The 24,934-nt window shown below is 65.7% G+C and carries 20 protein-coding genes and 2 pseudogenes; 6 read left to right on the top strand and 16 right to left on the bottom strand.

What is annotated here, in order from left to right:
- The first annotated feature begins 91 nt into the window (after positions 1-91).
- The 4 genes and pseudogenes from AC1DUR_RS11090 (at position 92) to gshB (ending at position 3,921) form a co-directional block, all read left to right on the top strand.
- Positions 92-1,780 carry a long-chain-fatty-acid--CoA ligase gene (locus tag AC1DUR_RS11090; RefSeq protein ID WP_477716316.1) on the top strand — a complete coding sequence of 563 codons (1,689 nt, stop codon included), beginning with the start codon at positions 92-94 and terminating at the stop codon, positions 1,778-1,780.
- A 120-nt stretch (positions 1,781-1,900) separates the two neighbouring features.
- The gene (locus AC1DUR_RS11085) at positions 1,901-2,665 is read left to right on the top strand and encodes a 5'-methylthioadenosine/adenosylhomocysteine nucleosidase (RefSeq protein ID WP_477716315.1); all 765 of its coding nucleotides are present in this window, start codon (positions 1,901-1,903) and stop codon (positions 2,663-2,665) included.
- Between the two features lie 66 nt (positions 2,666-2,731).
- Positions 2,732-2,968, top strand: a pseudogene (locus AC1DUR_RS11080) (hypothetical protein); the annotation flags it as partial.
- On the top strand, positions 2,965-3,921 hold the full coding sequence (gshB, locus tag AC1DUR_RS11075) for a glutathione synthase (protein ID WP_477716314.1): 957 nt from the start codon (positions 2,965-2,967) through the stop codon (positions 3,919-3,921). The pseudogene AC1DUR_RS11080 and the gene gshB, both read left to right, overlap by 4 nt.
- A gap of 24 nt (positions 3,922-3,945) precedes the next feature.
- On the opposite strand, the gene AC1DUR_RS11070 is transcribed toward gshB, so the two are convergent.
- The 4 genes and pseudogenes from AC1DUR_RS11070 to AC1DUR_RS11055 all read right to left on the bottom strand — a co-directional run bounded on the left by AC1DUR_RS11070 (position 3,946) and on the right by AC1DUR_RS11055 (position 7,571).
- A complete protein-coding gene (locus AC1DUR_RS11070) occupies positions 3,946-4,734 on the bottom strand; it encodes a class II glutamine amidotransferase (protein ID WP_477716313.1) in 789 nt (262 codons plus the stop codon).
- Positions 4,735-4,736: 2 nt separating this feature from the next.
- The gene (locus tag AC1DUR_RS11065) at positions 4,737-6,197 is read right to left on the bottom strand and encodes an MFS transporter (RefSeq protein ID WP_477716728.1); all 1,461 of its coding nucleotides are present in this window, start codon (positions 6,195-6,197) and stop codon (positions 4,737-4,739) included.
- Positions 6,198-6,488: 291 nt separating this feature from the next.
- Positions 6,489-6,839: a Bug family tripartite tricarboxylate transporter substrate binding protein gene (locus AC1DUR_RS11060; protein WP_477716312.1), complete on the bottom strand. Its 351-nt coding sequence runs from the start codon at positions 6,837-6,839 to the stop codon at positions 6,489-6,491.
- Between the two features lie 22 nt (positions 6,840-6,861).
- A pseudogene (locus tag AC1DUR_RS11055) lies at positions 6,862-7,571 on the bottom strand (MBL fold metallo-hydrolase).
- 51 nt (positions 7,572-7,622) lie between these two features.
- Here AC1DUR_RS11055 and AC1DUR_RS11050 point away from each other — a divergent pair.
- Positions 7,623-8,426, top strand: coding sequence for an IclR family transcriptional regulator (locus AC1DUR_RS11050; RefSeq protein WP_477716311.1), 804 nt, complete (start codon positions 7,623-7,625; stop codon positions 8,424-8,426).
- Positions 8,427-8,456: 30 nt separating this feature from the next.
- Complete coding sequence (locus tag AC1DUR_RS11045; RefSeq protein ID WP_477716310.1) at positions 8,457-9,434, top strand: AraC-like ligand-binding domain-containing protein; 978 nt, start codon at positions 8,457-8,459, stop codon at positions 9,432-9,434.
- A 25-nt stretch (positions 9,435-9,459) separates the two neighbouring features.
- Here the strand turns inward: AC1DUR_RS11045 and AC1DUR_RS11040 are convergent, their stop codons facing one another.
- The 12 genes from AC1DUR_RS11040 to hmgA form a co-directional block, all read right to left on the bottom strand.
- Positions 9,460-10,650 (bottom strand): ABC transporter substrate-binding protein, encoded by a 1,191-nt coding sequence (locus AC1DUR_RS11040; RefSeq protein ID WP_477716309.1) that lies wholly within the window; start codon positions 10,648-10,650, stop codon positions 9,460-9,462.
- Between the two features lie 12 nt (positions 10,651-10,662).
- Complete coding sequence (locus AC1DUR_RS11035; RefSeq protein ID WP_477716308.1) at positions 10,663-11,364, bottom strand: ABC transporter ATP-binding protein; 702 nt, start codon at positions 11,362-11,364, stop codon at positions 10,663-10,665.
- 3 nt (positions 11,365-11,367) lie between these two features.
- Positions 11,368-12,072 carry an ABC transporter ATP-binding protein gene (locus AC1DUR_RS11030; protein ID WP_477716307.1) on the bottom strand — a complete coding sequence of 235 codons (705 nt, stop codon included), beginning with the start codon at positions 12,070-12,072 and terminating at the stop codon, positions 11,368-11,370.
- Positions 12,069-13,079, bottom strand: coding sequence for a branched-chain amino acid ABC transporter permease (locus AC1DUR_RS11025; RefSeq protein ID WP_477716306.1), 1,011 nt, complete (start codon positions 13,077-13,079; stop codon positions 12,069-12,071). Before AC1DUR_RS11025 ends, AC1DUR_RS11030 begins: the two co-directional genes overlap by 4 nt.
- Positions 13,080-13,081: 2 nt before the next feature.
- Positions 13,082-13,939, bottom strand: coding sequence for a branched-chain amino acid ABC transporter permease (locus tag AC1DUR_RS11020; protein ID WP_477716305.1), 858 nt, complete (start codon positions 13,937-13,939; stop codon positions 13,082-13,084).
- A 16-nt stretch (positions 13,940-13,955) separates the two neighbouring features.
- Positions 13,956-15,206, bottom strand: a complete 1,251-nt coding sequence (locus AC1DUR_RS11015; protein WP_477716304.1) for an ABC transporter substrate-binding protein — start codon at positions 15,204-15,206, stop codon at positions 13,956-13,958.
- Between the two features lie 14 nt (positions 15,207-15,220).
- Complete coding sequence (locus AC1DUR_RS11010) at positions 15,221-16,117, bottom strand: SphA family protein (RefSeq protein WP_477716303.1); 897 nt, start codon at positions 16,115-16,117, stop codon at positions 15,221-15,223.
- A gap of 32 nt (positions 16,118-16,149) precedes the next feature.
- Positions 16,150-17,652 carry an aldehyde dehydrogenase family protein gene (locus AC1DUR_RS11005; RefSeq protein WP_477716302.1) on the bottom strand — a complete coding sequence of 501 codons (1,503 nt, stop codon included), beginning with the start codon at positions 17,650-17,652 and terminating at the stop codon, positions 16,150-16,152.
- Positions 17,653-17,693: 41 nt separating this feature from the next.
- Positions 17,694-19,283, bottom strand: a complete 1,590-nt coding sequence (locus AC1DUR_RS11000; protein WP_477721614.1) for a GMC family oxidoreductase — start codon at positions 19,281-19,283, stop codon at positions 17,694-17,696.
- 703 nt (positions 19,284-19,986) lie between these two features.
- Complete coding sequence (locus AC1DUR_RS10995) at positions 19,987-21,783, bottom strand: carboxylesterase/lipase family protein (RefSeq protein ID WP_477721613.1); 1,797 nt, start codon at positions 21,781-21,783, stop codon at positions 19,987-19,989.
- 557 nt (positions 21,784-22,340) lie between these two features.
- Positions 22,341-23,621 (bottom strand): fumarylacetoacetase, encoded by a 1,281-nt coding sequence (gene fahA, locus AC1DUR_RS10990; RefSeq protein WP_477716299.1) that lies wholly within the window; start codon positions 23,619-23,621, stop codon positions 22,341-22,343.
- Positions 23,618-24,925 carry a homogentisate 1,2-dioxygenase gene (gene hmgA, locus AC1DUR_RS10985; RefSeq protein WP_477716298.1) on the bottom strand — a complete coding sequence of 436 codons (1,308 nt, stop codon included), beginning with the start codon at positions 24,923-24,925 and terminating at the stop codon, positions 23,618-23,620. Before hmgA ends, fahA begins: the two co-directional genes overlap by 4 nt.
- Between the last annotated feature and the right edge of the window lie 9 nt (positions 24,926-24,934).

Here is a 24,934-nt window from a genome sequence, read left to right as displayed (position 1 = left end):
TTCTCCGGTTTCCTAGGGAAAACGCAATAGCCACGAAGAGGGCGGGCCATGAGAATTCGTGGCACAGACAACCGTGATGGAGAAGACAAGCATGAATGCAGCGACCCTTGATCGCCCGTGGCTCAAAGCCTACCCGGCGGGCGTGCCTGCGGACATTGACAGTTCGCAATACCCGTCGCTGGTGGCCTTGATGGAGGAAAGCTTTCAGAAGTATGGCAGCCGTGTGGCTTACAGCTTCATGGGCAAGGACATCACCTTTACCCAGACGAACAGTCTCTCCCTCGCCTTCGGTGCTTATTTGCAGGGACTGGGCCTTGCCAAGGGTGACCGCATCGCCATCATGATGCCCAATGTGCCGCAGTATCCGGTTGCTGTGGCCGCCATCCTGCGCGCCGGCTACGTGGTGGTCAATGTCAACCCCCTCTACACGCCGCGCGAGCTGGAGCACCAGCTCAAGGACTCCGGCGCCAAGGCCATCGTCATCATCGAGAACTTCGCCCATGTGCTCGAGCAGTGCATCGCCACCACGCCTGTCAAGCATGTGGTGCTGTGCGCCATGGGCGACCAGCTGGGCCTGGCCAAGGGTGCGCTGGTCAACTATGTGGTGCGCAATGTCAAGAAGATGGTGCCTGCCTTCAATCTGCCGGGTGCCGTGCGCTTTAACGACGCAGTGGCCCAGGGGACGCGCGGCACGCTCAAGCGCCCCGACATCAAGCCCGACGATGTGGCGGTGCTGCAGTACACCGGCGGCACCACCGGCGTTTCCAAAGGTGCGGTGCTGCTGCACCGCAACGTGATTGCCAACGTGCTGCAGTCCGAAGCCTGGAATGGCCCGGCCATGGCCAGCCTGCCCGCGGGCGAGCAGCCCACCTATGTCTGCGCGCTGCCGCTTTATCACATCTTTGCTTTCACGGTGAACATGATGCTGGGCATGCGCACCGGCGGCAAAAACATCCTGATCCCGAATCCGCGCGATCTGCCGGCCGTGCTCAAGGAGCTTTCCAAGCACAAGGTCAACAGCTTTCCCGCGGTCAACACGCTGTTCAACGGCCTGGCCAACCACCCGGACTTCAATACCGTGGACTGGTCGCACCTGAAAGTCTCGCTGGGCGGCGGCATGGCCGTGCAAAGCGCGGTGGCCAAGCTGTGGCTGGAAAAAACCGGTTGCCCCATCTGCGAAGGTTACGGCCTGTCCGAAACCTCGCCATCGGCCAGCTGCAATCCGACCAACAGCAAGGCCTTTACCGGCACCATTGGCGTGCCCATTCCCGGCACCTGGTTCAAGCTGCTCGATGACGACGGCAATGAAGTGCCGCCCGGCCAGCCCGGCGAGATCGCCATCAAGGGTCCGCAGGTCATGGCGGGTTACTGGCAGCGTCCCGACGAGACCGCCAAGGTCATGACCCCCGATGGTTATTTCAAATCCGGCGACATCGGCGTGCTCGACGAAAACGGTTTCTTCAAGATCGTTGACCGCAAGAAGGACATGATCCTGGTGAGCGGTTTCAATGTCTATCCCAACGAGATCGAGGACGTGGTGGCCAAGCTCGAGGGCGTGATGGAATGCGCCTGCGTGGGGGTGGCTGACGACAAGTCGGGTGAAGCCGTCAAGCTGGTGATCGTCAAGAAAAACCCCGAGCTGACGGAAGCCCAGGTGCGCGAATACTGCAAGGCCAACCTCACGGGCTACAAGCAGCCCAAGGTGGTTGAGTTCCGGACCGACCTGCCCAAGACGCCGGTTGGCAAAATTCTTCGCCGCGAGCTGCGCGACAAAAAGTGAGCTGCGCAAACATGGCAAACATGGTTTAGAGCCTGCAAAGGTTTTCTAGGGGGCGGCGAAAGTCGCCCCTTTTTTATGTCCGCGCCGTCTTGCCCCGGCCTTTGTGTGCAAAATCTGCCCATGCCACCCACCGCCCGTCCTGCCGCAGCACCGATTGCCATCCTCAGCGCCCTTCTTGAGGAGCAGCACGGCCTCATGGAGCTGCTGCAGCAGCCGCACAAACTGACGCATGCGGGCCGTGACTTCTGGCTGGGCGACCTGCATGGCCGGCCGGTGGTGTTGGCCCTGTCAAAAATCGGCAAGGTCGCCGCGGCCACCACCGCCACGGCGCTGATCGAGCGCTTCGGGGTCAGCCGTATCGTGTTTACCGGCGTGGCGGGTGGCCTGGGTGCTGGCGTCCAGGTGGGCGATGTCGTGGTGGCCACCGATTTTGTCCAGCACGACCTGGATGCCTCGCCGCTCTTTCCGCGTTACGAAGTGCCGCTGTACGGCAAAGCCCGTTTCGAAGGTGATCCCGCCTTGACGGCCCTGCTGTTCGATGCCGCCTGCGCGGCGCTGGCGAGTGGCCACGCCAGCCAGGCATTTCCGGGTGCCCGCGTCCACCGGGGCCTGCTGGCCAGCGGTGACCGGTTTGTCTCCGGCGCCGAGGAATCCGGCGCACTGCGCGCGGCGCTGGCCGCTGCCGGCCACGATGTGCTGGCAGTGGAAATGGAAGGTGCCGCCGTGGCACAGGTTTGCCATGACTATGGTGTGCCGTTTGCCGCAGTGCGCACGATCTCGGATCGCGCAGACGACAGCGCCCACGTCGATTTCCCGCGCTTTGTGAAAGAAGTGGCGCGCCATTACGCCCATGTGATTGTTGAGCGCTTGTTGATGTCGCTATAAATAAAATCGCTGCTTGCGGTCGTATTCAGAATTCCAGGGATGCAATTCTTCAAAGACCTCAACCTCGCGGCCGTCACCGGTTTGCTGACCGCCTTTCCCAAGGAATTGGTGGCGGCCATTGCCGGCCTGGCGGCCGCGGTCCGGGACGAGTCCCATCGTGAAGCCGCGCTTATCACATTTCTCGTGACGCTGTCGGGCGGGGTCGCCGGCGCGATGGCGCTGTTTGTACAACAATACGGGCAACAGCGCCATCCGCCCCTGCCGCGGCCGGCAGCCGATTCACTGACCACCTCCACGCCATGAACCTACTTTTTGTTGCCGATCCGCTGGCATCTTTCAAGATCTACAAAGACACCACGTTTGCCATGATGCGGGAAGCGCAGCGCCGCGGGCACCGCATCAGCGCGTGCGAGCCGCAGGACATGAGCTGGCAAACCGGTGCCAGGGTCACAGCCCAGGTGCATAACATCACGCTGACGGGCGACGCCGATGACTGGTTTGCGCAAGACGCGGCGCGGCCCGACGGGCGCGTGGCTGTGGCAGGTTTTGATGCCGTGGTGATGCGCAAGGACCCGCCGTTTGACAGCGAATATTTCTACAGCACGCACCTGCTGGAGCAGGCCGAGCGCGAGGGGGCGAACGTCTTCAACAAGCCGCGTGCCCTGCGCGACCACCCTGAAAAGCTCGCCATTCTGGAGTTCGCGCAGTTCAGCGGGCCGACGCTGGTCACGCGCAGCGCAGCCGACATCAAGCGCTTTCACGCCGAACACAAGGACATCATCCTCAAGCCGCTTGACGGCATGGGCGGCATGGGCATCTTCCGCGTGAAGGAAGACGGCCTGAACCTGGGCAGCATCACCGAGACGCTGAACAAAAACGGCGCGCAGAGCGTGATGGTGCAGAAGTTCCTGCCGGAGATTGCCAAGGGCGACAAGCGTGTGCTGGTGATTGGCGGCAAGCCGGTGCCCTTCAGTCTGGCGCGCATCCCGCAAGGCAGCGAGGTGCGCGGCAATCTGGCCGCCGGCGGCCTGGGGGTGGCACAGCCCCTGTCAACGCGCGACTTCGAAATTGCCGAGGCGTTGGGCCCGGTGCTCGCTGCGCGCGGCCTGTTGCTGGCCGGTGTGGACGTGATTGGCGACTACGTGACCGAAATCAACGTCACCAGTCCCACCTGCTTCCAGGAAATCGCCGACCAGACCGGCTTTGATGTCGCAGCGATGTTCATCGATGCCCTGGAGCAGGCGCTGAAGAACTGACAGGCAAGGCGCCGCCAGCGCTGCTCAGGCGTTCACCAGGGCCCCGTTCTCGAACACCTTGAGTTCACCGGGGGCAAAAGCCGTCCAGTTTTCGTTGGTGGTGAGCGGCGCCGTGACGACCACGGCCACCCGGTCGCTCGGGCTGGTTTGCTCGGCAAAGTTGACACTCACGTCTTCGTCGCTCAGGGTGGCATGGGTAAACGGGTGGCGGCGCTCCACGTAGTACAGGCTGGTCGATGCATGGGCCCACAGCGCCTGCCCGTTGCTCATCAAAAAATTGAAGGTGCCGTGGGGTGCAATCTGCGCCGCCAGTTCGCGCAGCGTGATGCTCAGCTCCTGCACGCTGGGGACGCCGGCGTGGGATTTGGCCAGCTCCTGCATGATCCAGCAAAAAGCCCGCTCGCTGTCGGTGGTGCCGACAGGCCGGAAACTGCCATGCAGCCGCGGCGCGAAATCTTTCAGGTCGCCATTGTGCGCAAACACCCAGTAGCGGCCCCATAACTCGCGCACAAAGGGATGGCAGTTTTCCAGCGCCACGCGGCCCTGCGTGGCCTTGCGGATGTGCGAGATGACGTTGCGGCTTTTGATCGGGTAGCGGCGAATCAGGTCGGCCACCGGCGACTCGCAGGCCGGCTGGTGGTCGACGAAATGGCGCAGGCCCTTGTCACTGTCTGCACGGCCCGAGCCTTCAAAAAAGGCAATGCCCCAGCCGTCGGTGTGTTGGTCGGTGTGCCCGCCGCGCTGCGCAAAACCACGAAAGCTGAAGGTCACGTCCGTCGGCGCGTTGCAGTTCATGCCCAGCAATTGGCACATGGTCAGTCCGCCTTCGAGGGTTCGGGCAAGGACGCAGGCACGGGCGCCGGCGTCCTCAGCTGCCAGGCCGCCACCATGGCCAGCGCGCACAGGGCGGCCAGCATCAAAAACGCCTCGTTAAAGGCCGCCAGCCGCGCGGCGCTGCCGACGGGGTTGGCCAGTGAATCGCCATGCGCGGCGAGGCGCGACTCCAACACAATGCCGCACAGGCTCACGCCGATCGCACCGCCCAGCATGCGCAGGAAATTGATGGCGCTGGCGCCTTGGGACAGCAGGTGTTCATGCAGGGGCCGCAGCGAGCCGAGGTTCAGCGAGGGCAGGATGAAGCCCAGCCCGATGCGGCCCAGCGTCGCCCAGAGCATCAGCAGCCACAGCGCCGACGCCAGGGTCACGCTCAGCATCAGCGCGAACGACGCGGCCAGCAGGGCCAGGCCGATGCTGACCAGCAGCCAGGTCGGGTGCCGGTCGGCCAGCCGGCCCACGCCGGCGATGGTGGCGGCCAGCACCAGGCCGGCGGGCAACAGGATGGTGCCCACATGCGAGGCCGACAGGTTCAGGCCCAGCTGCATGTACACCGGCAGCAGGTAGGTGGAGCCAAACAGCGCCGTGCCGTAAATAAAGGCCACGATGCTGCCCATGGCGAAGGGGCGGTAGCCGAAGAGGGCGAGGTTCATCAGCGGCGTGCCGCCCGCGGCGCCCATGCGTCGCTGCCATCCGACAAACACCAGCAGCGCCGCGGTTGCAGCGCCCAGCAGCCCCAGCGCCGCCAGGCGGTTGCCGCCGTGCAGTTCCACCATGCCGTTGAGCAGGCACAGCGTGCCCACGGCGGCCAGCAGCAGGCCGCGCCAGTCAATCATGGCACCGTTGCGGTTGGCCGCCACGCCGCCGGGGGCGGTGACCGGCACATAGCGCCAGGCCATCCACAGCGACACCAGGCACAGCGGCACCACCATGAAGAAAATCGAGCGCCAGCCAAACAGGTCGACGAGGATGCCGCCGATGCTGGGCCCCAGGGCCGGGGCCAGCACCACGCCCATGCCGAAGAGGCCGCTGGCGCGGCCCTGCTCGTGCGGGCCGAAGGCGCGCATGATGATGATGGCCGGAATCGGCTGCACGATGCCGGCGGCCAGCCCCTCGGCCACGCGTGCACCCAGCACCAGGCCAAAGCTGTTGGCCAGGCCGCCGACCATGCCGCCGGTCATCAGCAGCAGCATGGTGCCGGCGTACGTGCGGCGGTAGCCATAGCGCGCCAGCAGCCACGGCGTGGTGAGCATGGAGACCGTCATGGCCGCCATGAAGCCGGAACTGACCCATTGCGCACGCTCCTGCCCCAGCGTGAAATGCTGGCTCATGTCGGGAATCGCCACATTGACGATGGTCGACGACATGATCGAGGCCATGGTGCCTATCATCACCGACAGCAGCAACAGCCAGCGATAACGCGGGCCGTAGCGCGCCTGCATGTCGGCGAGTGAGGAGGGGGCGGCGGGGGCGGTCACAAAAAGATCCGTCGGATGTATGCCAACCGATTGTGCCAGCTGCCTGCGTCGCTGTCCGGGCTTCGGGACGGAGGAGGCCTGCGGCTCTTATGCCATGGGTACGGCCTTGGCCCAGCACCGATTCGCTGACTTCGCCCGGCCCGATGCGCCTGGCGCGGGGCGCGCTCGAACTTCGCGCGGAAGGGCTGGAACGGCTGGTATTTCCAGGCCCGGATGTGCAATCAGGGCAGGAGCTGCAGAGCTATTTCCGTATGTTCAGTCAACCTTGATGCCGTTGTCGCGGATCAACCGCCCCCAGCGCTCGCGCTCGCTCTTGACGTAGCTGGCCATCTGCGCCGGCGTACCGGGCAGGCCCTCGACACCGAGCGCCTGAAAGCGTGCCTTGACTGTGGTCGAGTTGAGGGCCTCGACAAGTGCCTTGTTGAGCCTGGCGATCATTTCGGGCGACGTGCCGGCGGGCACCGAAAGACCCTGCCATGCGTAGGCCTCGAAGCCGGTCAGCCCCTGCTCGGCGAGCGTCGGCACCTCGGGCAAGGTGGCGATGCGCTGGGCGCTCGCCACGCCTATGGCCAGCGCCAGGCCCATCGGGCCGGCGCCAACCACCACCACCGGATGGCGCGCGGGCGCGTCAACCTTCCAGCGTTTCCCACATCTGCTGGTCGCGCTCGGCAGTCCAGATGCGCGGATCGGGGTACTGGGTGGCCTCGTCGTAGCAGCGCGTGACGTCGAAGGGCATGCAGTGGTCGAAGATCACCCAGTGGCCGCATACCGCCTTGAGCTTGTCGTAGGTTTCGCGGTAGACGGTCTTCAGGTCCTTGCCGGCGCCGGCTTGCACGCTGGCGTATACATTGGCCACGTTCCCGCTGGAGCAGCTGGACCTCCAGCTTGTCCAGACACAGCGTCATCTTGCCCGTGAAGGTCATGGTGTGTCATGTCCGGCCCGCAGGCACACTCTCCACGTCGCGGAACAGGCGCGGGAAACGGCCGATTTCGCTGGCCTTGTCGGCTTCGCCGCGTTCGATCAGGTCGTAAGTGTCCTGGCTGGCCAGCACCTGTTGCGAGTGGTAGGCGCTCGCGCCGAGCACGCGCACCGCGTGGTAGTGGGTGAGCACGACGTACTTGATCGGCTTGTCCGTCACCTCGCGGATTCGCCAAACGACGTCCGCCACCATCGCTGGCGTGGCCTGCGTGTCGGCCCAGCACCGCGTCGTCGCCGATCACGATGCCGGTGTTGGGGTCTCCCTCGGCCGTATAGGCCCACGCATGTTCGGAGAGCTGTTCAAAAGTGACCGGCTTCTCCTGCGTGTCGGCGTGGCTGGCAAAGGATTTGGTACGCATAGGGTTTCCGCATTAATTTGCCATTGTCAAATCAATTTGTTAGGATGGAGCATGGACACACATGACGAGGACAAATCGCAGCGGGCCGTGCAATCGGTGGAGGTGGGCGGGCGGCTGCTGCTGGCTCTGGCGGGTCACCTGGAGCCGATGTTGCTGAAGGACCTGGCCGCTGGCGCGGCCTTGCCGCCTTCGCGCGCGCACCCATACCTGGTGAGCTTCGGCCGCCTGGGCCTGGTGCAGCAGGACAACGCCACCGGCCGCTACGCGCTGGGACCGGCAGCGCTTCAACTCGGGCTCACGGCGCTTCATCAATATGACCCGGTGCGTACCGCCGGTCCGGTCGCCGAGGCGCTCGCCGCCGAAACCGGGCAGGCGGTCGCGCTGGCGATCTGGGGCAATTTCGGGCCCACGGTGATCCGGATGATCGACGCACGCCAGCCGCTGCACGTGACGATGCGCGCCGGCACCGTGATGTCGATCTTCAACACGGCAACCGGCCGCGCGTTCGCAGGCGTGCTGCGAACCGAGCGCATCGCCGACGCCCTGGCCGGTGATGCGCTGGCTGCCAACGGCCCACCGGCGCGCGTGAACGCAGCCGGGCTTCGGGCCAAGCTGGCGCCGGCGCAAGATGAACTGGCCAGCCATGGCTGCACGCGCGCTGTCGGCCGCCCGATCCCTGGAGTGAACGCGTTCAGCGCGCCTGTGTTCGGCCATGACGGCGAACCCGCCCTGGTCATCACCGTGCTCGGTCACCAGGACCACGTGCCCGCCGCCTGGTCGTCGCCGATGGCCGCCGCCGTCAAGCGCGCGGCGGCGGCGATTTCCGTGCAACTGGGCCATCGTTCGCTCACATAGACTGCCCCGTCCGCGATCCTGGAGATCACCATGCGTACTAGCCACTGGTCAACAAACCGCGTGTTCGTCTGCGAGCGTGCCGCTGCATGGAGCAGCATCAACACACGGTACTTTGGCCGCCTGAAGGTGTCGAGCCTGGACGACGAACCGCTCGATGCATCCCTCGATGCCTACGACGTCGGCGCTCTGCGCATGTTCAGCATCACCGGGCCGGCGCATCACGTTGCGCGCGACACCACTTGCGGGGAGCTCCCGACCGACGAGTTTTACAAGCTGGTCCTGCAGGTCTGCGGACGCGGCATCGTCGAGCAACAGCACCGCCGCGTGGAGCTTTCGCCTGGTCAGTGGATCCTTTACGACCCTCGCACTCCTTACGCAATTACCAACCCCGAACGCTGCACGCTGCTGGTGACTCAGGTGCCGCGCGCGCTCCTTTCAGGCCTGAAGCTTTCCGGCCCGCTGGCCGGCCAGATGGGCCACGACAATGTGGCCGGCCTGCATGGCGTTTTCGGCACCTACCTGCGTGCGCTCAGTGAGCAATTGCCCAGCCTGCCCGACGGCGTGGGCCAGGCGATCAGCGAATCGGTAATGGGGCTGCTCGGCTCGACGCTGGCCGAGACCTACCGGCGCATCGGCGAGCCCGTTCCCCTGCCCTCTGTCCTGAAGCTGCGCGTGCGGCAGTACATCCAGGGCCACCTTTGCGAGCCAGGCCTGAGCATCCAGGGCATCGCCGATGCGTTGCGCTGTTCCAAGCGCTACCTGCACAGGGTGTTCGAAGACGACCCCATCGGCCTGGAGCGGCAGATCTGGAATGCAAGGCTCGAGCACTGCCACGCAGCACTCATGCATGAAGCGAACGAGGGCCGATCCGCGGCGCAGATCGCCTTTGCCTGGGGCTTCAAGAGCAGCGCCCACTTCTGCCGCATCTTCAAGCAGCGATACGCCATGACACCAGGCGAGTACCAGCGCCTGGCCGCCGCTTCGCGCCGCAGCGCTGTCGTCCAGTAAGCGACCCTGACGCGAGCCGCCCGCGTCAGGGCGCGATGACCCAGAAAGCACTGGCGATGCGCCAGGTGCCGTTCTCCAGTTTCATCGGCAGGGTGGCCCGGTTCGGGTTGTGCCGGATGCTGGCGCCGATGCTGATTCGCGTGCCCACCATGGTCAGGTCGAGGTTCGCCACGGACCGCAATGCGGCGCTGACGCGCTGGCGTGAGAGTTCACCCTCGATGCCGCGCAGCGCACGCACCAGCACCTGCGCAGCGACATAGCCACCCTGCGCGAAGGATGAAGGAGGCACCTTGGCGCGCTGCATCATGCCGCGCCAGTCCGTCAGCGAGAGGGAGCGGCTCGACCAGGGTTCGAACTCCGCCATGCAATAGATCGGCAGCTTGGCTGCATGCAGTTCCGCGGCCACGCGTTCGGTATAGGCTGGCGCGAGGAAGATGGTCGGCACGCCGGTTAGGACGCCGAGCCGCTGCACCGCGCGCACCCATTCAAGAACCATGGGCTCGACCCCGGTATGCACCACCGCGTCGCAACGGCTGGCGACGGCTTGCTTGACCAAGGCTTCAATGTCCGCTCCCGGGCCGAACCGAGCCACATGCGCCATGCCGACGCCGCTCTCGCGGCTCCAATCCCGCATCACGTCGTCGAAAGTCGCGCGGGCCCCCGGAATGTCGAGAATGATGGCGCAGGGCCGGGAGGCCTTCAGGGACTCGCGCGCGAACTGCAGGGCATTGCGCACCGACAGGTAGGGTCCTGTGTTGACCGGCACCACATGGCTGGCGGCGAAGCACTCCGGCTCGACGCCAGTCCCCTGGAGCGACATTACGTCCGAACGCTGGTAGTGCTCCGCGTTGCTGGCGCAGTCCACGATGCTGGCGCTGCCGACCATCGCCAGCACGCCTTGCTCATCGACCAGCCGCCGGGCCGCATTCCGGGCTTCAGCGGCGTCACCCTTGTCGTCCTCGACGATCAATTCCAGCTGTCGTCCCCGGATGCCCCCGCTGGCATTCACAGAGTCGAAGTAAGCGCGGACGGCGGCACTCGACTCAGGGAATCGCGCCGAACCAGTCAAGCTGCTCACCGAGCCTATGCGTATGGGCACGTTGCGCGCGGCCCCGCCCGCAGCCTCGCAGGGCAGAGCGATAAGCGCTGACACCGCCGCACACCCCGCCACGCGCCACGCCAGGTTTTGCCAGCGAGGCAGATTGCATCGAATCATTGGATTTCTCCTTCAGGCCAGATAGCTCGCTTGCAGAATTTCGGGCTCATCACGCAGCGTTTTCGCCGGGCCGCACCATACGGTCCGACCCCGTTGCAGGACGACGGCGCGTTGCGCGAGTCTCAGCGCCAGCGTGGTGAACTGCTCGATCAGCAATACGCCGACACCCTCCGCCGCGACGCTCTGCAGAACGTCGGCCAGCCGCTTCACCACCAGCGGGGCGAGACCGAGCGACAGTTCATCGACCACCAGGACGCGGGGCCGCGCCAGCAGCGCCTGCGCCATGCAGACCATCTGCTTTTGCCCCCCGGAAAGGGAACGCCCCAGGTGTTCGAGCCTGGGCACCAGTTCGGGAAAAGTCATCAGCACGCGCTCGATCGCAGGCTCGACCTCGTTGGCGGGTAGCACCAGGGCCGCCGCACGCAGGTTGTCGTGGACCGACAGGCTGCCGAGCAGGAGATGGCCCTCGGGCACGATGGCGAGCCCCGCCCTGCGCACCGCGTCGGGAGCCAGGCCATGCAGCGTGGTGCCGCCCATGCGGACGTGTCCCTGCGATCGCGGGATGGCGCCCGTCAGCGCGAGCACGATGCTCGACTTGCCGGCGCCGTTGGGGCCGAGCAATGCGACGATCTCGCCGGGCGCGACGTCGAGATCGACACCGTGGACGACGGATTTTCCGCCGCGGGAAATATGGAGTTGACGGACTTCGAGCATGGATCAGCTTCCGAGATAGGCTTGTCGAACGAGGGGGTCGTCGAGCACGGCGCGCGTCGGCCCCAGCGCGAGCCGCTTGCCGAAGTCGAGCACCAGCGTCTGCGTGCACAGGTTCGCGATCAGGTCCACGTCGTGGTCGATCAGCAGGACCTGGGCGCCGAACTGTACGGGGATGGCGGCGATCGCATCGCGAAGCACGCGCGATTCGCGCTCGTCCAGTCCCGCGCCCGGCTCGTCGAACAGAATAAGCCGGGGCGTGCCGACGAGCGCCTTCGCCACTTCGACCATGCGGCGCCGGAACAGGTCCAGCTCACCCCCGGGCGTGGCCGCGCAGTCCAGCAGGCCCGTGTGCTCCAGGGCGCGATGGACCTGGCGCTGGCCGTCACCCAGTGCGTGCGGCACGTGGTCGAGCATGGCTTGCACGTTGTCCCAGGTGCTGAGGTCTTCTACCACCTGCTCGGTCTGGAACGACCGGCGCAGGCCCAGCCGGACCCGGCGGGCGGTGTTCAAGCCCAGAAGGGGTGCGCCGTCGATGTGCACCTCACCCGCCTTGGCACGGACAAAGCCGCTGAGAACATTGACCAGGGTGGTCTTGCCGGCGCCGTTGGGACCGATAAGCCCGCACACCGGCGCGTCGAACACGGCGTCCAGCCCGTCGATGACGGTGACGGCGCCGAACGCGACGGTCAGGCCGCGAATGTCGATCATGGTGCCCTCCTTGCGGCACGCATGCTGGAAATTGCCGCCATCCATTGGCCGACCAATCCGCGCGGCGCTGTGATGAGTGCGTGCAGGAGCGCGGCGCCAAAGAAGATCATCGCGAGGTAGCCGTTCACGCCCAGGTCGACCAACAGCGACGGCACCGCCCGCAAGAGCAGGCCGGCCACCAGCGCGCCGGCCCAGTGGTAGGCGCCGCCGATCAGCGTGAGCGCAAACAGCATCACCGATTCGCTGGCCGCGAACGCGCGGCCGTCCAGCTGGCCTACCGCGCCCGCCAGCAAGGCGCCGGCCACACCGGCGCATACACCTGCGAGACCGAAGGCCCACGTCTGGTAGAGCAGCACGTTGACGCCCGCGCCCTCGGCCGCCGCCTCGCCCCGGCGGATCAGCGCCCATGATCGGCCGGCGCGCGTGCGGCGGTGTAGTTCGATGACGGCGAGCATCGCCGCCAGCCAGGCAGCGACGTAGGCCAGGTAAGCGCCCTCGTCCTGCGCCATCGCAGGCCGGGGCATGAGCAACCTTTCGCTGCCGGTGATGCGCCCGAGCCAACCCGGGCCACCATCGGGAAAGCCCGTCGCGCTGACCACCACCTGGACCCCCCCGGCGAGCATCAGTGTCACCAGGGCCAGGTAAAGGCCTTTCAAGCGCAGGGCCGGCAGGCCGGCCAGCATGCCGAGGACACCGGCGGACAGCCCGCCTGCTAGCACGCAGGCTTCGAACGGCCACTGCAGTCCATGGCCGACACGCAACGCGACCCAGCCTCCCGCACCCAGCAGGGCGTACTGGCACAGGCTCACCAGGCCCAGCTGCCCGTAGAGCAAGGACACGCCCGCGGTGGCGATGGCCAGCGCCAGCGATGAGGTCAGCGTCTTGATCCAGTAGGCGTTCGCGATCCAGGGCAGCAGCGCGCCGAGGGCCAGGACGAAGAGCACCATGCGTGCAAGGCTGTGGCGGGCGGCACGCCGCTCCCGCCGGAGGGAATTGGGAAGAGTCATGCTTATGCTTTGCGGGATGCGTCGCGCCACAGCACGATGGCCGCGAGCGCAATGAGAAAGGGGGTGGCCGCCCTGAAGGGCGAGAACCCGGGCAGCAGCACGGTAACCGCCTCCAGGATTCCGATGGCCAGGCCCGCGGCAACAGTCGCGGGCAGGGAAGAGAGGCGGCCGATGATGGCGGCGGCGAACGCAGGGATCACGAGGAAGGTCAGCACCGTGGCCTGCAATCGCACGATGTTGGCCAGCAGCAGGCCGCACACGCCGGCAAACGCGCCGGAGATCACCCAGGCCGCGGTATCGACCTGGAGCACGCGGATGCCGAGGATGGCGCTCAGTCCGCGCTGGTCCGCCAACGCACGCATCGCCAGGCCGATGCGGGTGCGCGCGAGCAGCAAGCCCACGGCGGCCATCATCGACACGGCCACGCCCAAGCCGACCACGCGCGTGTAGGTCAGACGCACTTCGGCCAGCTCGATCGCCCCGCTGTCCGTCGGCAGCACCAGCCTGCGCGGCTGCTCGCCCCAGAACCATTCGGTGAAACCGAGCAGCACGAGCGCGAGGCCCAGCGTGCCGATCGAGCGCACCGTCGGGTCGCTTGCGGCCAGGCGGGGAGCGAGCAGGCGTCCGTAGGCGAAAGAGATCGCAACGGCGGCGGAAATCGCGGCGAGCGCGGCCAGCACCAGCGGCCACTCGCGATCCAGCGCCGACCACGCCACATAGGCGGCGAGCGCGCCGAGCGCGCCGAACGCAAAGTTCAGCACACCCGACGAACGGTACAGGACGACCAGCCCCACGCCCGACAACGCGTACACCGCGCCTACACCGAGGCCGGAAACCAGAAATGGCAACAGTTCAGACATGGGGGCTCCGGATGGGTCAAAAGCCCAGCTGCTTTTCCTGCGCGCGCAGGTCGGCCAGTTCAGGGTCCGCGGCCATCAGGCAGCCGGTGCTCACCTGCTTGAAGCCGCTGCCGCTCACCTGGACGATGGGCCCGCTGCTGTTGGCGTTGTGGCGGGCGCCTGCGCCGACGTAGAACGGCCGGCACAAGATGTCGCTCTGGAAGCCCTTCACATTGCGCAGCGCGGCACTGACAGTGGCGCGGTCGATCTTTTTAGGATCGAGCTTGAGCAGGGCCTCGGTCGCGATGCGGGCAGCCAGGTAGCCCGCCTGCGCGAAAGAGTCGCGCGGGTCGTTCTTGCCAGCAAAGGCGTCCATGGTCGCCTTCCAGTTCATGTTGTCCTTACCGGCGGACTCGACAGGCATGAACTCCAGGTGGATGTCGAAGTTGCCGCTCCACGCCGGGCCGATCGTCTTGGGCACGTCGAAGTTGTAGGCGGGCGTGCTGCTGACGAAGTGGATCTTTTTGGCGAGACCCTGTTGTTCGGCCGCTGCGAGCATCGGCACCATGATGCCCTTGGGCAGGTTCAGGATGATGGCATCAGGCTTCTTCGTCGCGGCCTGCAGCATCGTGGACGTGGCGTCCGGAGATCCGGGATCGACGGCGATGACGTCGACCTCGACACCGTTGGCCTTACCCCAGTCCTTCGCGCCATCGCAGGCCCAGTTGCCTAGGCTCGGAATGTTCGGGATGACGCAGACCATCCGCTTGGCTTTGTACTGCTGCGCCGCGTGCATCGCGACCAGCGTGCCGGACACGCGCGGACCGGTGTTGACCGGAACGTAGTTCTTCGCGAAGAAGCACTCGCGCGGCACGCCGACCCCGGCGATCACCATCACGTCTTCCTGGGCGTACATCTTGGCGTTGACGCCGCACTCGACGAAGCTGGAGCTGCCCACCATCGCGACGACCTTGCGGTCCTTCACGAGCTTGGCTGCGACCTGGGCGGCCACCTCGGGATTCCATTGGTCGTCGACGATCGTGAACTCGACCGGGCGGCCGTTGATGCCGCCGTTGGCATTGACGCACTTGAAGTACGCCTGGGCCGCCAGCGCCGAGGCGCTGAAGTCGTCGGGCCCGGTCTTGCCGACCACGGCGCCCAGCGCGATCGGCTCACCCGCCGCCGCCTTGCCGTTGTTCAGCCCGCAAACGGGCTTGCCTTGCGCCATGGCGCTGCCGCCCGCCACCAGGGCCGCGGCAACGAGAATTGTCTTGAAAGTTTGTTTCATGGTGATCTTCCGGTTCAGAAAGGAATGATGGTCTTGATCCACAGCGCGCTGCCTTCAGGGCGGTTGCGCACCGACATTTCGCGCTGCCACTTGGCCGTGATGAACCAGCCCTTGCCGTTGTCGTACTTCAGGGACGGACCGATCGCGAAGGCGGCGCCCTTGCTGCCGGGCAGGGAAACACCGGCGCTCTTGTCGTCGGTCAGTTGACGCATCGCGTAGCCACCGGCCCCGAACACCCAGCCGTTGCCGAATCCCCAGCCGGCCGAATAGTCCAGGTAGACCTCGTCGCCGGAGCGGTAGTCGGTAGCCGTGTTGCGGCGGTTCAGATTGAAAGTGAGCTTGAAGTCGCCATTGAAGCCGGCCGGATCGATGTAGCTCATCGTGTACATCGGCTGGACCGACCAATAGTTTCGTCCAATGTTGGCGAGGTCACCTTTGCGATAGCTCCCGGTCGGCGCGACAAGGTCGAACCCGACCACGCTGTGCAGACTGGGGGAATGGTGGAACGCCAGCGCCGGGCCGAAGGTGGTGTCGCCCAGCCCGGTCTTGCTCTGCGATGCGCCCGGCACCTCGACGTCCAGGTTCACCAGCGGCACGATCGCATGCAGCACCAGGTTGCCGCCTGCCACGGTCGTGGGCGTGGACCAGACGAAACGGGTGGCGGCGGCGACGGCCCCGACCTTGAAAGTCGGCAGCGGCACGTCGTTGCCCGCGTTGTCTTTCAGCTTGCGGGCCTGGTACACGTTGCCGTATCCCAGCACATAAAAGCCAGGCGGCGGTGCGGCCCCTGTCAGAAAGTTTTCGACTCCGCCGTTGTAGCTGGAGCCGCCGCCCTCGCCGGCCTGCGCCGCGGGCGCGATACAAGCCAGCACCAGCGCCGCGACTGCGGCGGGTATTCCCGTTTTTCTCATGTTGTCTCCTAAGTTGTTAATGTGCCGGTGCGTCAGACCGACATGCAGACGCTCTTCAATTCCGTATACGACTCGATCGCAGCGCGACCGAGGTCGCGGCCGAAGCCGCTTTGCTTGTAGCCACCAAATGGCAGGTTGGCGTCGAGCAGGTTGTGGGTGTTGACCCAGACCGTTCCGGCCTTGATGCGGGGGACGATCCGGTGCACGGCCGACAGGTTGTTCGACCACACGCTGGCCGTCAGTCCAAAGGGCGAGTCGTTGGCCTGGCGAATGGCGTCCTCCACGTCGTCAAATGGCATGGCGACGAGCACGGGACCGAAGACCTCTTCGCGCACAACCTGCATGCCCGGATTCACGTCCACGAACACGGTGGGCTTGATGAAGCAGCCGGCATCGCGTGCGCGTTCCCCACCGGTCAGTACCGTAGCTCCCTCGCGGCGTGCACGGTCAATGAAACCCATCACCCGGTCGAAGTGACGGCGTGATACCACCGGCCCCAGCTGCGCCGTGGCGTCGAAGCCGGAACCGATGCGCATCCCTTCGGCTTGAAGTGCGATCTCGCCCACGACCTGGTCGAACAGGCTGCGGTGAACGTACAGGCGTGAACTCGCGGCGCAGACCTGACCTTGGTTGAAGAAAATGCCCATGGCGGCGCCGGCGGCGGCGGCGACAGGATCGGCATCGGGCAACACGATCATGGGTGACTTGCCGCCCAGCTCCAGCGTGAAACGCGCCATGCGGTCGACCGCGGTGTGCCCGATTGCGCGCCCGGTCGGCGTGCTGCCGGTGAAGCTGATCTTGTCGACACCGGGGTGCGCGCACAGCGCAGCGCCCGCCGTTCCGCCGCCGCAGACCACGTTAAGCGCACCGGCGGGAATACCCGCCTCCATGGCGAGTGCAGCCAGGCGCAGCGCTGTCAACGGCGTTTCGGGCGACGGCTTGAGCACCACCGTGCAACCTGCCGCCAGTGCCGGGGCGATTTTCCAAAGCGCGATCGCCAACGGGAAGTTCCAGGGCACCACCGCGCCGACCACGCCCACCGGTTCGCGTTGCGTGTAGGTGTGATAGCGGGCCCCCGGAGGAAACGGAATCGAGGGCTGCAGCGTGCTGCCTTCGAGCTTGGTGGCCCAGCCGGCCATGTAGCGCACGAACTCGGCCGAAAATCCCACGTCGATCATGCGCGCGACGCCCTGCAGCTTGCCGCTTTGCAGGGTCTCCATCGCGCTCAGTTCGTCCGCGTGGTCTTCGATCAGCTGGGAAAGGCGGAACAGCGCGCGCTCGCGGTCGGCCGGCCGCATGCGGGACCAGGCCGAGTCTTCCAGTGCCCGGCGCGCCACGGCGACAGCGGCATCCACATCGCTCTGGTCACTGTCGGGCGTGTCGGCCACGATCATTTCCGAAGCAGGATCGACGACATCGATGCGCTTGCCGCTGCGGGATTCGCGGAATTCACCGTCAATAAAATTTTCGAAGCTGCGCCGCGAGAGGAAGCCGATGCGTGCGAGCTCCTGTTGGGAAAGGTCTTTAGGGTTCATGGTGGTGCGGGATGGTTGGAGGGAAGGGAAACTCGCACCGCTCAGCGGCCGAGCATGAACTCGGCGCCGCGCTCGGCGATCATGATGGTGGGCGCGTTGGTGTTGCCGCTGCAGATGGTGGGCATCACCGACGCGTCGCATACACGCAGCCGGCCGACGCCATGCACGCGCAGTTCGGAATCGACGACGGCCAGCGGGTCGTTCCCCATGCGGCAGGTGCCCACGGGGTGGTAGACGGTCTTGGCGTACTGGCGCACGAACTGCTCCAGTTCGCTGTCGGGCATGTGCTCCTGGGGGCCAGGGTAAAGCTCTTCGGAGACAAGCTTGCGCAGTGAGGGCATGCGCAGGATGCGGCGGGCCAGCTTGAGGCCGCGCACGAGCGTATCGACGTCTTCCTGCACCGACAGGAAGCCGCCATCGAACTGCGCCTGGTCCAGGGCATTCGCGCTGACGGCCCGCACGCGCCCGCGCGACTTCGGGCGCAGGAAGCAGGGGTCGATGGAGATGCCGTGCACTTCCGGCATCGGGCGATCCACGTCGCCCACCAGCACGGGCAGCACGTGGAACTGCACATCGGGACGTCCCGTGCCGGCTGTATCAACGAAGCCGCCGCTCTCCACCACGTTGGAAGTGAGAAGACCAGTCTTGAACAGCTCCCACTGCACGCCGTGCTTCAGCGCAGTCAGGCCTTTGTCCTGCCCGAGCAGGCTGATCGGCTCCTTGCAGAGGCCATGCGCGATGATCTCCAGATGGTCCTGGAAGTTCTCGCCCACGCCAGGCAGGTCGCGATGCAGCGGGACGCCCAGGTCGCGGAGCAGGTCGCCGGGGCCGATGCCCGAGACTTGCAGCAGCTTGGGCGACGCGAGCGCACCCGCGCTCAGCACGACCTCGCGGTTGGCAAGCGCCTTCACGCTGCCACCGTCATTGCGGCGGTACTCGACACCGGTCGCATTACCGCTCTCAAGGGTCACGCGCAGCACATGGGCGCCATTCACCACAGTGAGCTTCGGGTCGCCAAGAACCGCGGCAAGGTAAGTCGCGGCGGTGCTGCCGCGCGTGCCGTTGATCGTCGTGGTCTGGTAGAAGCCCACGCCGTCCTGGGTGCCGCTGTTGAAGTCGTCGTTGTACGGAAGGCCCGCCTCCTGCGCGGCCTTCACGAACGCCAGGCTCAGTGGGTGCCGGTACTTCGTGTCGCTGACATGCAGCGGTCCGTCGGTGCCATGCATCTCGCCGGAGAAGCGCATGTTGTTCTCGGCGCGCTTGAACGCGGGTAGCACATCCTTCCAGCCCCAGCCGTTGCAGCCCGCCTCAGCCCATGCGTCATAGTCGGCGGCCGCGCCGCGGATGTAGACCATCGCGTTGAGCGAACTGCCGCCGCCATTCATTCGTCCCTGCGGCACGAACATCTTGCGGCCGTTGGCGTGCGGCTGGGCGACTGTTTCGTAGACCCACGAACGCTCGGTCCCAATGACACGAACGAAGGTCGCGGGAATCTTCACGAACTTGCTCGCATCGGTCGGGCCTGCCTCGAGCAGCAGCACTGAATGGCCTGCCTTGACGAGGCGGTGCGCGATCACACATCCGGCCGAGCCGGCTCCGACCACGATGTAGTCGGCAACTTGAGTCTCCATGTCTGTCTCCGTTCTTGCTGTATTGGGAGCGGATGATCGGTCGGCTGCCGGTCTGTTTCAAGGGAAAGCGCGCCAAGTGCGCGCTGGATCAATTCGAAGTGCCCGTTCGGGCAGGTAAGAGAAAGCTGGCAATGAAAGGCATCGCGATCCGTTGAGTTGGGTCTATCAAGACCTTGCACTGGGTTGGTTAAACCTAGAAACCGCAGTTGGATGCGCCCGAGTGCGCCGTGATCGGCGTGCCAGGCAAGGGTGAGCGCTGCGGCTCCGCTGGCACCTGCGTGCCAGTGGACAGCGCGAACGGGCTCAGGCTGCGACTGAGCCGCGCCCTGCAAGGGTGACGACGCGGCGGGCTACTGCCCGCAAGGAGGAGCAACGCAGCCAGGCGCGTCGGGCGCGATGCAATCGGGTGCATAGCGCTCTCACCCAAACGGTGAAAACCAACGAAGGCACAAAAGAGAGTGTCCGCTTGCGCGATTGAATCGCTAGTACTTATTCACTGATGTTACGCAGCTCGGCTGTCTTGCTCCTTCCCGCCTTTGGGGGAAGGTTGGGATGGGGCTCTTGGGCGCTGATTACACACCATTAGTGCTTATAGGCCCAGGCCCCCATCCCTACCTTCCCCCAGCGGGGGAAGGGGTAAAACCAGTGCCTGCGTAACATCAGTTATTCATCGAATCCCGGAAAATACGCCACCAGCGTTCCATCAAACTTCAAGCTGTGGCCGGAACCGCGCAACTGGAACGGCACAGCCAAATTCGCGGCACCAAAGCTCGTACTCGGATGCGTCGCCATGGCCTGCGAACAGCGGATTCCATACGAAGAGGCGAGCGTAGATGCGGCAGCGAAGGGTGGCGGGCTCGGCCTCTGAATCTGTCCTCAGCGCTTGCTTGACCGCTGCCATGTTCGTACTGAGCCGTGCCATGCGGATACCGCCGTCGCGCGCCGTGTCGAAGAGCAGGCAATCGGGACGGTTCTTCTCGACCCTGCGGCGCGACCACTCATGGCTTGGCAACGTCGGTATTGCGTTGCGTGCGAAACTGGTCCAGGCATCGCCCATCGCCCGGGCGAGCACGGTTCTGCCCGAGCGATTGAAGGGCGTATTGACGCCAAAAATGTCGAGTTCGCCGGCCGTGTCGCGGAAGACGAAGGCCATCTCCATGGCGTGTGCCGCGCCGAGAAGCAGGTCGGGGCGCACGAAGGGCACGGCGGGTGCCTCGTCCCAATCGAAACGATAGGTCCACACGTCGGCGTGTCCACCCGCCAGCATCGCGTCGGCCGGGGCGTCGATATGCAGTGCCTTCCAAGCCAGCGACAGGTACTTCATCTCGACCTGATAGGCGCGGCGGTCGCGCAGGATCGGCATCTTTCCCAGCAGCAGGCGCGAGTGCTCGGGCTTGTCTGCGCTGAAGGTCTTGAACTCGTCGCGGTTGCTTCCAAGAATGACCGGCACGCGGTTCCATTGGCCGCGGGCGAAGGCTTCGGCCAACGGCTCGCGCGGCAGCACCACGCCGTCGCGCACCGGACGGGGGGTCCGGTAGATCCCGACGCTGCCCGGCGTGAAAGCGCCCAGCAGCCGGGCTGGACTGAGTGCGCGCAGAAAAGCAGCAATGTCCGCTGCGGGCAGGGTTGCGAGTTGCTTCTTGGCTCCCTCGCGGTCACGCGACCGGCCCTCGGCGACCCACAGCCGTGCGGTGACCTCGCACGCACTCTCACGATCGCCCGGTTGCGCGTCGTCGCTCCAGTTCACCGCCTGCTCGATGCTGAAGGTCTCGGCCACCGGCGATTGCGCGATCGCACGATGGAACAAGCCTCGGGCCAAGGGGCTCGCCAGCAGCGTCAGCACATTCTGCCCGCCGGCCGATTCGCCGAAGATCGTCACGCAGCCGGGGTCGCCTCCGAAGGCCGCGATGTTGTCCTGCACCCATCGAAGCGCGGCAATCAGGTCGAGGGTGCCGAAATTGCCCGAGCGTTCCTCGGGCGTGACGTCGCCGGCCTCGTGCAATGCAGGGTGGTTGAACCAGCCCAGCACGCCGAGCCGGTAATTGACGGTGACGACCACCAAGCCGTCGTGTGTCGCGTAGTTGCGCGCCGCGTCATAGGTCGCCGAAGTGCCGACTGAATTGCCGCCGCCGTGAATCCACACCATCACTGGTCGGCGTTGGTCGGCTCTCGGCACCGCATCGGGCTCGAACGCGGGCGCGAAGATGTTGAGCGTCAGGCAGTCTTCGTCACCCGCGATCTGGCCGCGTTGCCGGGCTGGGACACCGGCCAGCAGGTCGGCGTATTGAGGTGCGATCGAACCGTGCGCGCTGGCCTCAAGGACACCGCTCCACGGTGCGGCGGGACGCGGCGCGCGCCAGCGCAAGGCGCCCGAGGGCGGACCGGCGTATGGGATGCCACGCCAGGCGTGAGCCCCGCCTTGTTCGCGCGTGCCGATGATCTCGCCGGCGGCAACACGGCGACGCGACGCGGGATCGAGTTTTTGGAGCGTTTTTTTCATCGTGAGCTTCCGGTTCGCAACGCAATGAGCGCGATCACAGATCCGGCCGAGCCGGCTCCGCCAACGATGTAGTCGGCAACTTGAGTCTCCACGTCTGTCTCCGTTCTTGCTTTACTAGGAGCGAATGGTCGACCAGCTGCCGGTCTGTATCAAGGGAAAGCGCGCCAAGTGCGCGCTGGATCAATTCGAAGTGCCCGCTCGGGCAGGCAAGAGGCCCGAACGGGCACCCGCAGCCCCAGCCAGCGCACCGGGCGCATCGCACTCACCATGGCCGCGAGATATCCACCCAGTGTCATCTCGCAATGTCAGCAGCGCCACCGGCACATCGAGTGGCTGAAATTCCTCAGGCAGATTGATGCCAGCGCGGCACCTGACTTGCAGATTGACGCCGTGCAAAGCAGCCAAAACATCAAAACGCTACGAAATCAATAGCTTATTACGCCCATCCAGTATGCGCTGGAGCCAATTTTGATGCCTGAATCACCCGCTTTGGCGTGAACAGGCTCCAGTCACCCAGGCTGCGGGCCACCGCAGCAAGCATGAAGCAAACGCGTCGCTCATCGGTTCACAGGGGCTGGCAGCACCGTGCCGCGGCACTCGCCAAAACCGATGCGCCTGAAACCCTCGCGCTCGCAATAGCCGCGCAGGATGATGCTGTCGCCGTCTTCCAGCCAGGCGCGGGTTTCACCGTTTGACAAGGCCAAAGGCCGCTGGCCGCCCCCACCCAGTTCCATCAGCGAGCCGCCCTGCTCAGGCTGGGGGCCGGACAGCGTGCCCGAGCCGAACAGGTCGCCTGCGCGCAGGTTGCAGCCGTTAACGGTGTGGTGGGCCACCAATTGGGCCACGGTCCAGTAGGCATCACGGTAGTTCGATTGCGAGATGCGCTCGCCGGCATGGCCGGCCTGGCGCATCTGCGCCGTTTGCAGCCACACTTCCAGTTCAATATTGATAGCACCCTCTGCCCTGTTGGTGGGCGAATCGAGGTATTCCAGCGGTTCTGGATGGCCTTCGGGGCGGCTGAACGGCACGCGAAACGGCGCCAGCGCATCCAGCGTGACGACCCAGGGCGAGAGCGTGCTGGCAAAGTTCTTCGACAAAAACGGGCCGAGCGGCTGGTACTCCCAGGCCTGGATGTCGCGCGCGCTCCAGTCGTTGAACAGGCTCACGCCGAACACATGCTCTTCGGCGCTGCCCATGGGGATGGGCTCGCCCAAGGCGTTGGGGCGGGCGACGAGCGCTGCGAGTTCGAGCTCGTAGTCAAGCCGGCGGCAAGGGCCAAAGCTGGGGCGCTCCTGGTCAGGCGCTTTGGTCTGGCCGCTGGGGCGGTGAAAGCTGTGGCCGCTGGGCACGATCGACGAGGCACGGCCGTGGTAACCAATCGGTACCCATTGGTAATTGGGCAGCAGCGGGTTGTCGGGCCGCAGTTGCTTGCCGATGGTGGTGGCGTGGTGGATGCTGGTGTAGAAATCGGTGTAGTCGCCGATCTGGCAGGGAAGGCCCAGCTCGACCTCGGACTGGGCGTGCAGGGCATTAGCCCATGCCAACTGCTGAGCGCTGCCTTCGGCCAGGCCGGCCGAAATGGCAGCGCGCAGTGCCAGCCGCTCGGCCGGGCCCTTGGCCATCAGCGCGTTCATGTCGTCCGTGTCGATGAGGCCCGCCGCCTGTAGGTCCAGCACCTGGTCGCCGATGGCGACGCCGATGCGCAAGGCCTCGCCGCTTCCCGCGGGCCGAAAGCGCCCAAAAGGCAGGTTCTGGATCGGGAAGTCGCAGCCGGCCTGGTTGGCCGATGCGACCCAGCTGTGCAGCGCCGGAGCGTGGGTTGCGTTCAATGTGTTCATGCTGCCCCCACGCTTGCCTTGAGGCCGGCCCAGCAGTCGGCGTAGTCGGTGTCGAGCGCGGGGCTTTGCAGCGCCCAGTTCGTCGGAATGAAGCGATAGCGGCTTTCGAACATAAAGGCCAGCGTGTTGTCGAGCTTCTGTGGCTTGAGATCGGCGTGGCTGGCTTTCTCGAAGGCTTCCTCGTCGGGGCCATGCGGGACCATGCAGTTGTGCAGGCTGGCACCGCCCGGCTTGAAACCACCGGGCTTGGCGTCGTATTCACCATGGACCAGCCCCATGAATTCGCTCATCAGGTTGCGGTGATACCAGGGCGGACGGAAGGTATCTTCCATCACGAGCCAGCGCGGCGGGAAGATCACGAAGTCGCAGTTGGCCGTGCCCGGCGTGTCGCTCGGCGAGGTCAGCACGGTGAAGATCGACGGATCGGGGTGGTCGAAGCTGATCGAGCCGATGGTCATGAAATTGGCCGTGTCGTACTTCACCGGCGCCAGGTTGCCGTGCCAGGCGAGCACGTTGAAGGGCGACTGCCCGGCTGGCGCGCGCCAGAAGTGGCCACCGAATTTTTTGATGAGCTCGTAGTCGCCGGCCTCTTCTTCGACGGCAGCGACGGGCGCCTGGAAGTCGCGCGCGTTGGCGAGGCCGTTGGAGCCAATCGGACCCAGCTCGGGCAGGCGGAACTGGGCACCGTAGTTCTCGCAGAGGTAGCCGCGCGAAGGGCCATCGGGCAATGCCACCTTGAACGCCACGCCGCGCGGCACCAGCGCGATCTCGCCAGGCTTGACGTCGAGCACGCCCATTTCGGTGGTGATCAGCAGCCGGCCCTGCTGCGGCACGATGAGCAGCTCGCCGTCGGCGTTGACGAAGGCGCGGCGCTCCATCGAGCGGCTGGCGATATAGACATGGGCAGCGATGCCGGTTTGCGCCTCCGCATCCCCGTTGGCCGCCAGCGTACGGATGCCGTCGACAAAATCGACATCGGCCTTGTCTGGCGGAATCGGGTGCCAGCGCATGGGCTCGGGTGGCAGCGCGATGGTGTGGTCGCCGCCGGTTTTCCAGTGCGGCTCGGCGTAGGGCTGGTAACGGCCCACCACCACCGACGGCTGGCGGCGGTACAGCCAGCTGCGGCGGTTCTCGTGGCGCGGCGCGGTGAACGCCGTACCCGAAAGCAATTCGGGGTACAGGTCCAAGGGCGCGCGCTGCGGACTGTTGCGTCCTTGCGGCAGGGCGCCAGTGACGGCCTCGCTGGCGTACTCATTGCCAAAGCCGCTCTGGTAGCGCAGCTCGGCGGAAGTTTCGTGGCTCATGGCATTCTC

The organism is Polaromonas sp. P4_F4 (assembly GCF_056401355.1).
Note: the sequence above shows the minus strand (reverse complement) of the source record. Positions and strands in the feature narration are given on the sequence as shown.

Bases quoted from the DNA above. Each gene is read 5' to 3' on its own strand.
- AC1DUR_RS11035 (WP_477716308.1), bottom strand. From the start codon at position 11,364: ATGCTCGAAGTCCGTCAACTCCATATTTCCCGCGGCGGAAAATCCGTC.
- AC1DUR_RS11065 (WP_477716728.1), bottom strand. From the start codon at position 6,197: ATGCAGGCGCGCTACGGCCCGCGTTATCGCTGGCTGTTGCTGCTGTCG.
- AC1DUR_RS11090 (WP_477716316.1), top strand. From the start codon at position 92: ATGAATGCAGCGACCCTTGATCGCCCGTGGCTCAAAGCCTACCCGGCG.
- hmgA (WP_477716298.1), bottom strand. From the start codon at position 24,925: ATGAGCCACGAAACTTCCGCCGAGCTGCGCTACCAGAGCGGCTTTGGC.
- fahA (WP_477716299.1), bottom strand. From the start codon at position 23,621: ATGAACACATTGAACGCAACCCACGCTCCGGCGCTGCACAGCTGGGTC.
- AC1DUR_RS11000 (WP_477721614.1), bottom strand. From the start codon at position 19,283: ATGGAGACTCAAGTTGCCGACTACATCGTGGTCGGAGCCGGCTCGGCC.
- AC1DUR_RS11070 (WP_477716313.1), bottom strand. From the start codon at position 4,734: ATGTGCCAATTGCTGGGCATGAACTGCAACGCGCCGACGGACGTGACC.
- AC1DUR_RS11010 (WP_477716303.1), bottom strand. From the start codon at position 16,117: ATGAGAAAAACGGGAATACCCGCCGCAGTCGCGGCGCTGGTGCTGGCT.
- AC1DUR_RS11020 (WP_477716305.1), bottom strand. From the start codon at position 13,939: ATGTCTGAACTGTTGCCATTTCTGGTTTCCGGCCTCGGTGTAGGCGCG.
- AC1DUR_RS11045 (WP_477716310.1), top strand. From the start codon at position 8,457: ATGCGTACTAGCCACTGGTCAACAAACCGCGTGTTCGTCTGCGAGCGT.
- AC1DUR_RS11085 (WP_477716315.1), top strand. From the start codon at position 1,901: ATGCCACCCACCGCCCGTCCTGCCGCAGCACCGATTGCCATCCTCAGC.
- AC1DUR_RS11050 (WP_477716311.1), top strand. From the start codon at position 7,623: ATGGACACACATGACGAGGACAAATCGCAGCGGGCCGTGCAATCGGTG.
- AC1DUR_RS10995 (WP_477721613.1), bottom strand. From the start codon at position 21,783: ATGAAAAAAACGCTCCAAAAACTCGATCCCGCGTCGCGTCGCCGTGTT.
- AC1DUR_RS11030 (WP_477716307.1), bottom strand. From the start codon at position 12,072: ATGATCGACATTCGCGGCCTGACCGTCGCGTTCGGCGCCGTCACCGTC.
- gshB (WP_477716314.1), top strand. From the start codon at position 2,965: ATGAACCTACTTTTTGTTGCCGATCCGCTGGCATCTTTCAAGATCTAC.
- AC1DUR_RS11025 (WP_477716306.1), bottom strand. From the start codon at position 13,079: ATGACTCTTCCCAATTCCCTCCGGCGGGAGCGGCGTGCCGCCCGCCAC.
- AC1DUR_RS11040 (WP_477716309.1), bottom strand. From the start codon at position 10,650: ATGATTCGATGCAATCTGCCTCGCTGGCAAAACCTGGCGTGGCGCGTG.
- AC1DUR_RS11005 (WP_477716302.1), bottom strand. From the start codon at position 17,652: ATGAACCCTAAAGACCTTTCCCAACAGGAGCTCGCACGCATCGGCTTC.
- AC1DUR_RS11015 (WP_477716304.1), bottom strand. From the start codon at position 15,206: ATGAAACAAACTTTCAAGACAATTCTCGTTGCCGCGGCCCTGGTGGCG.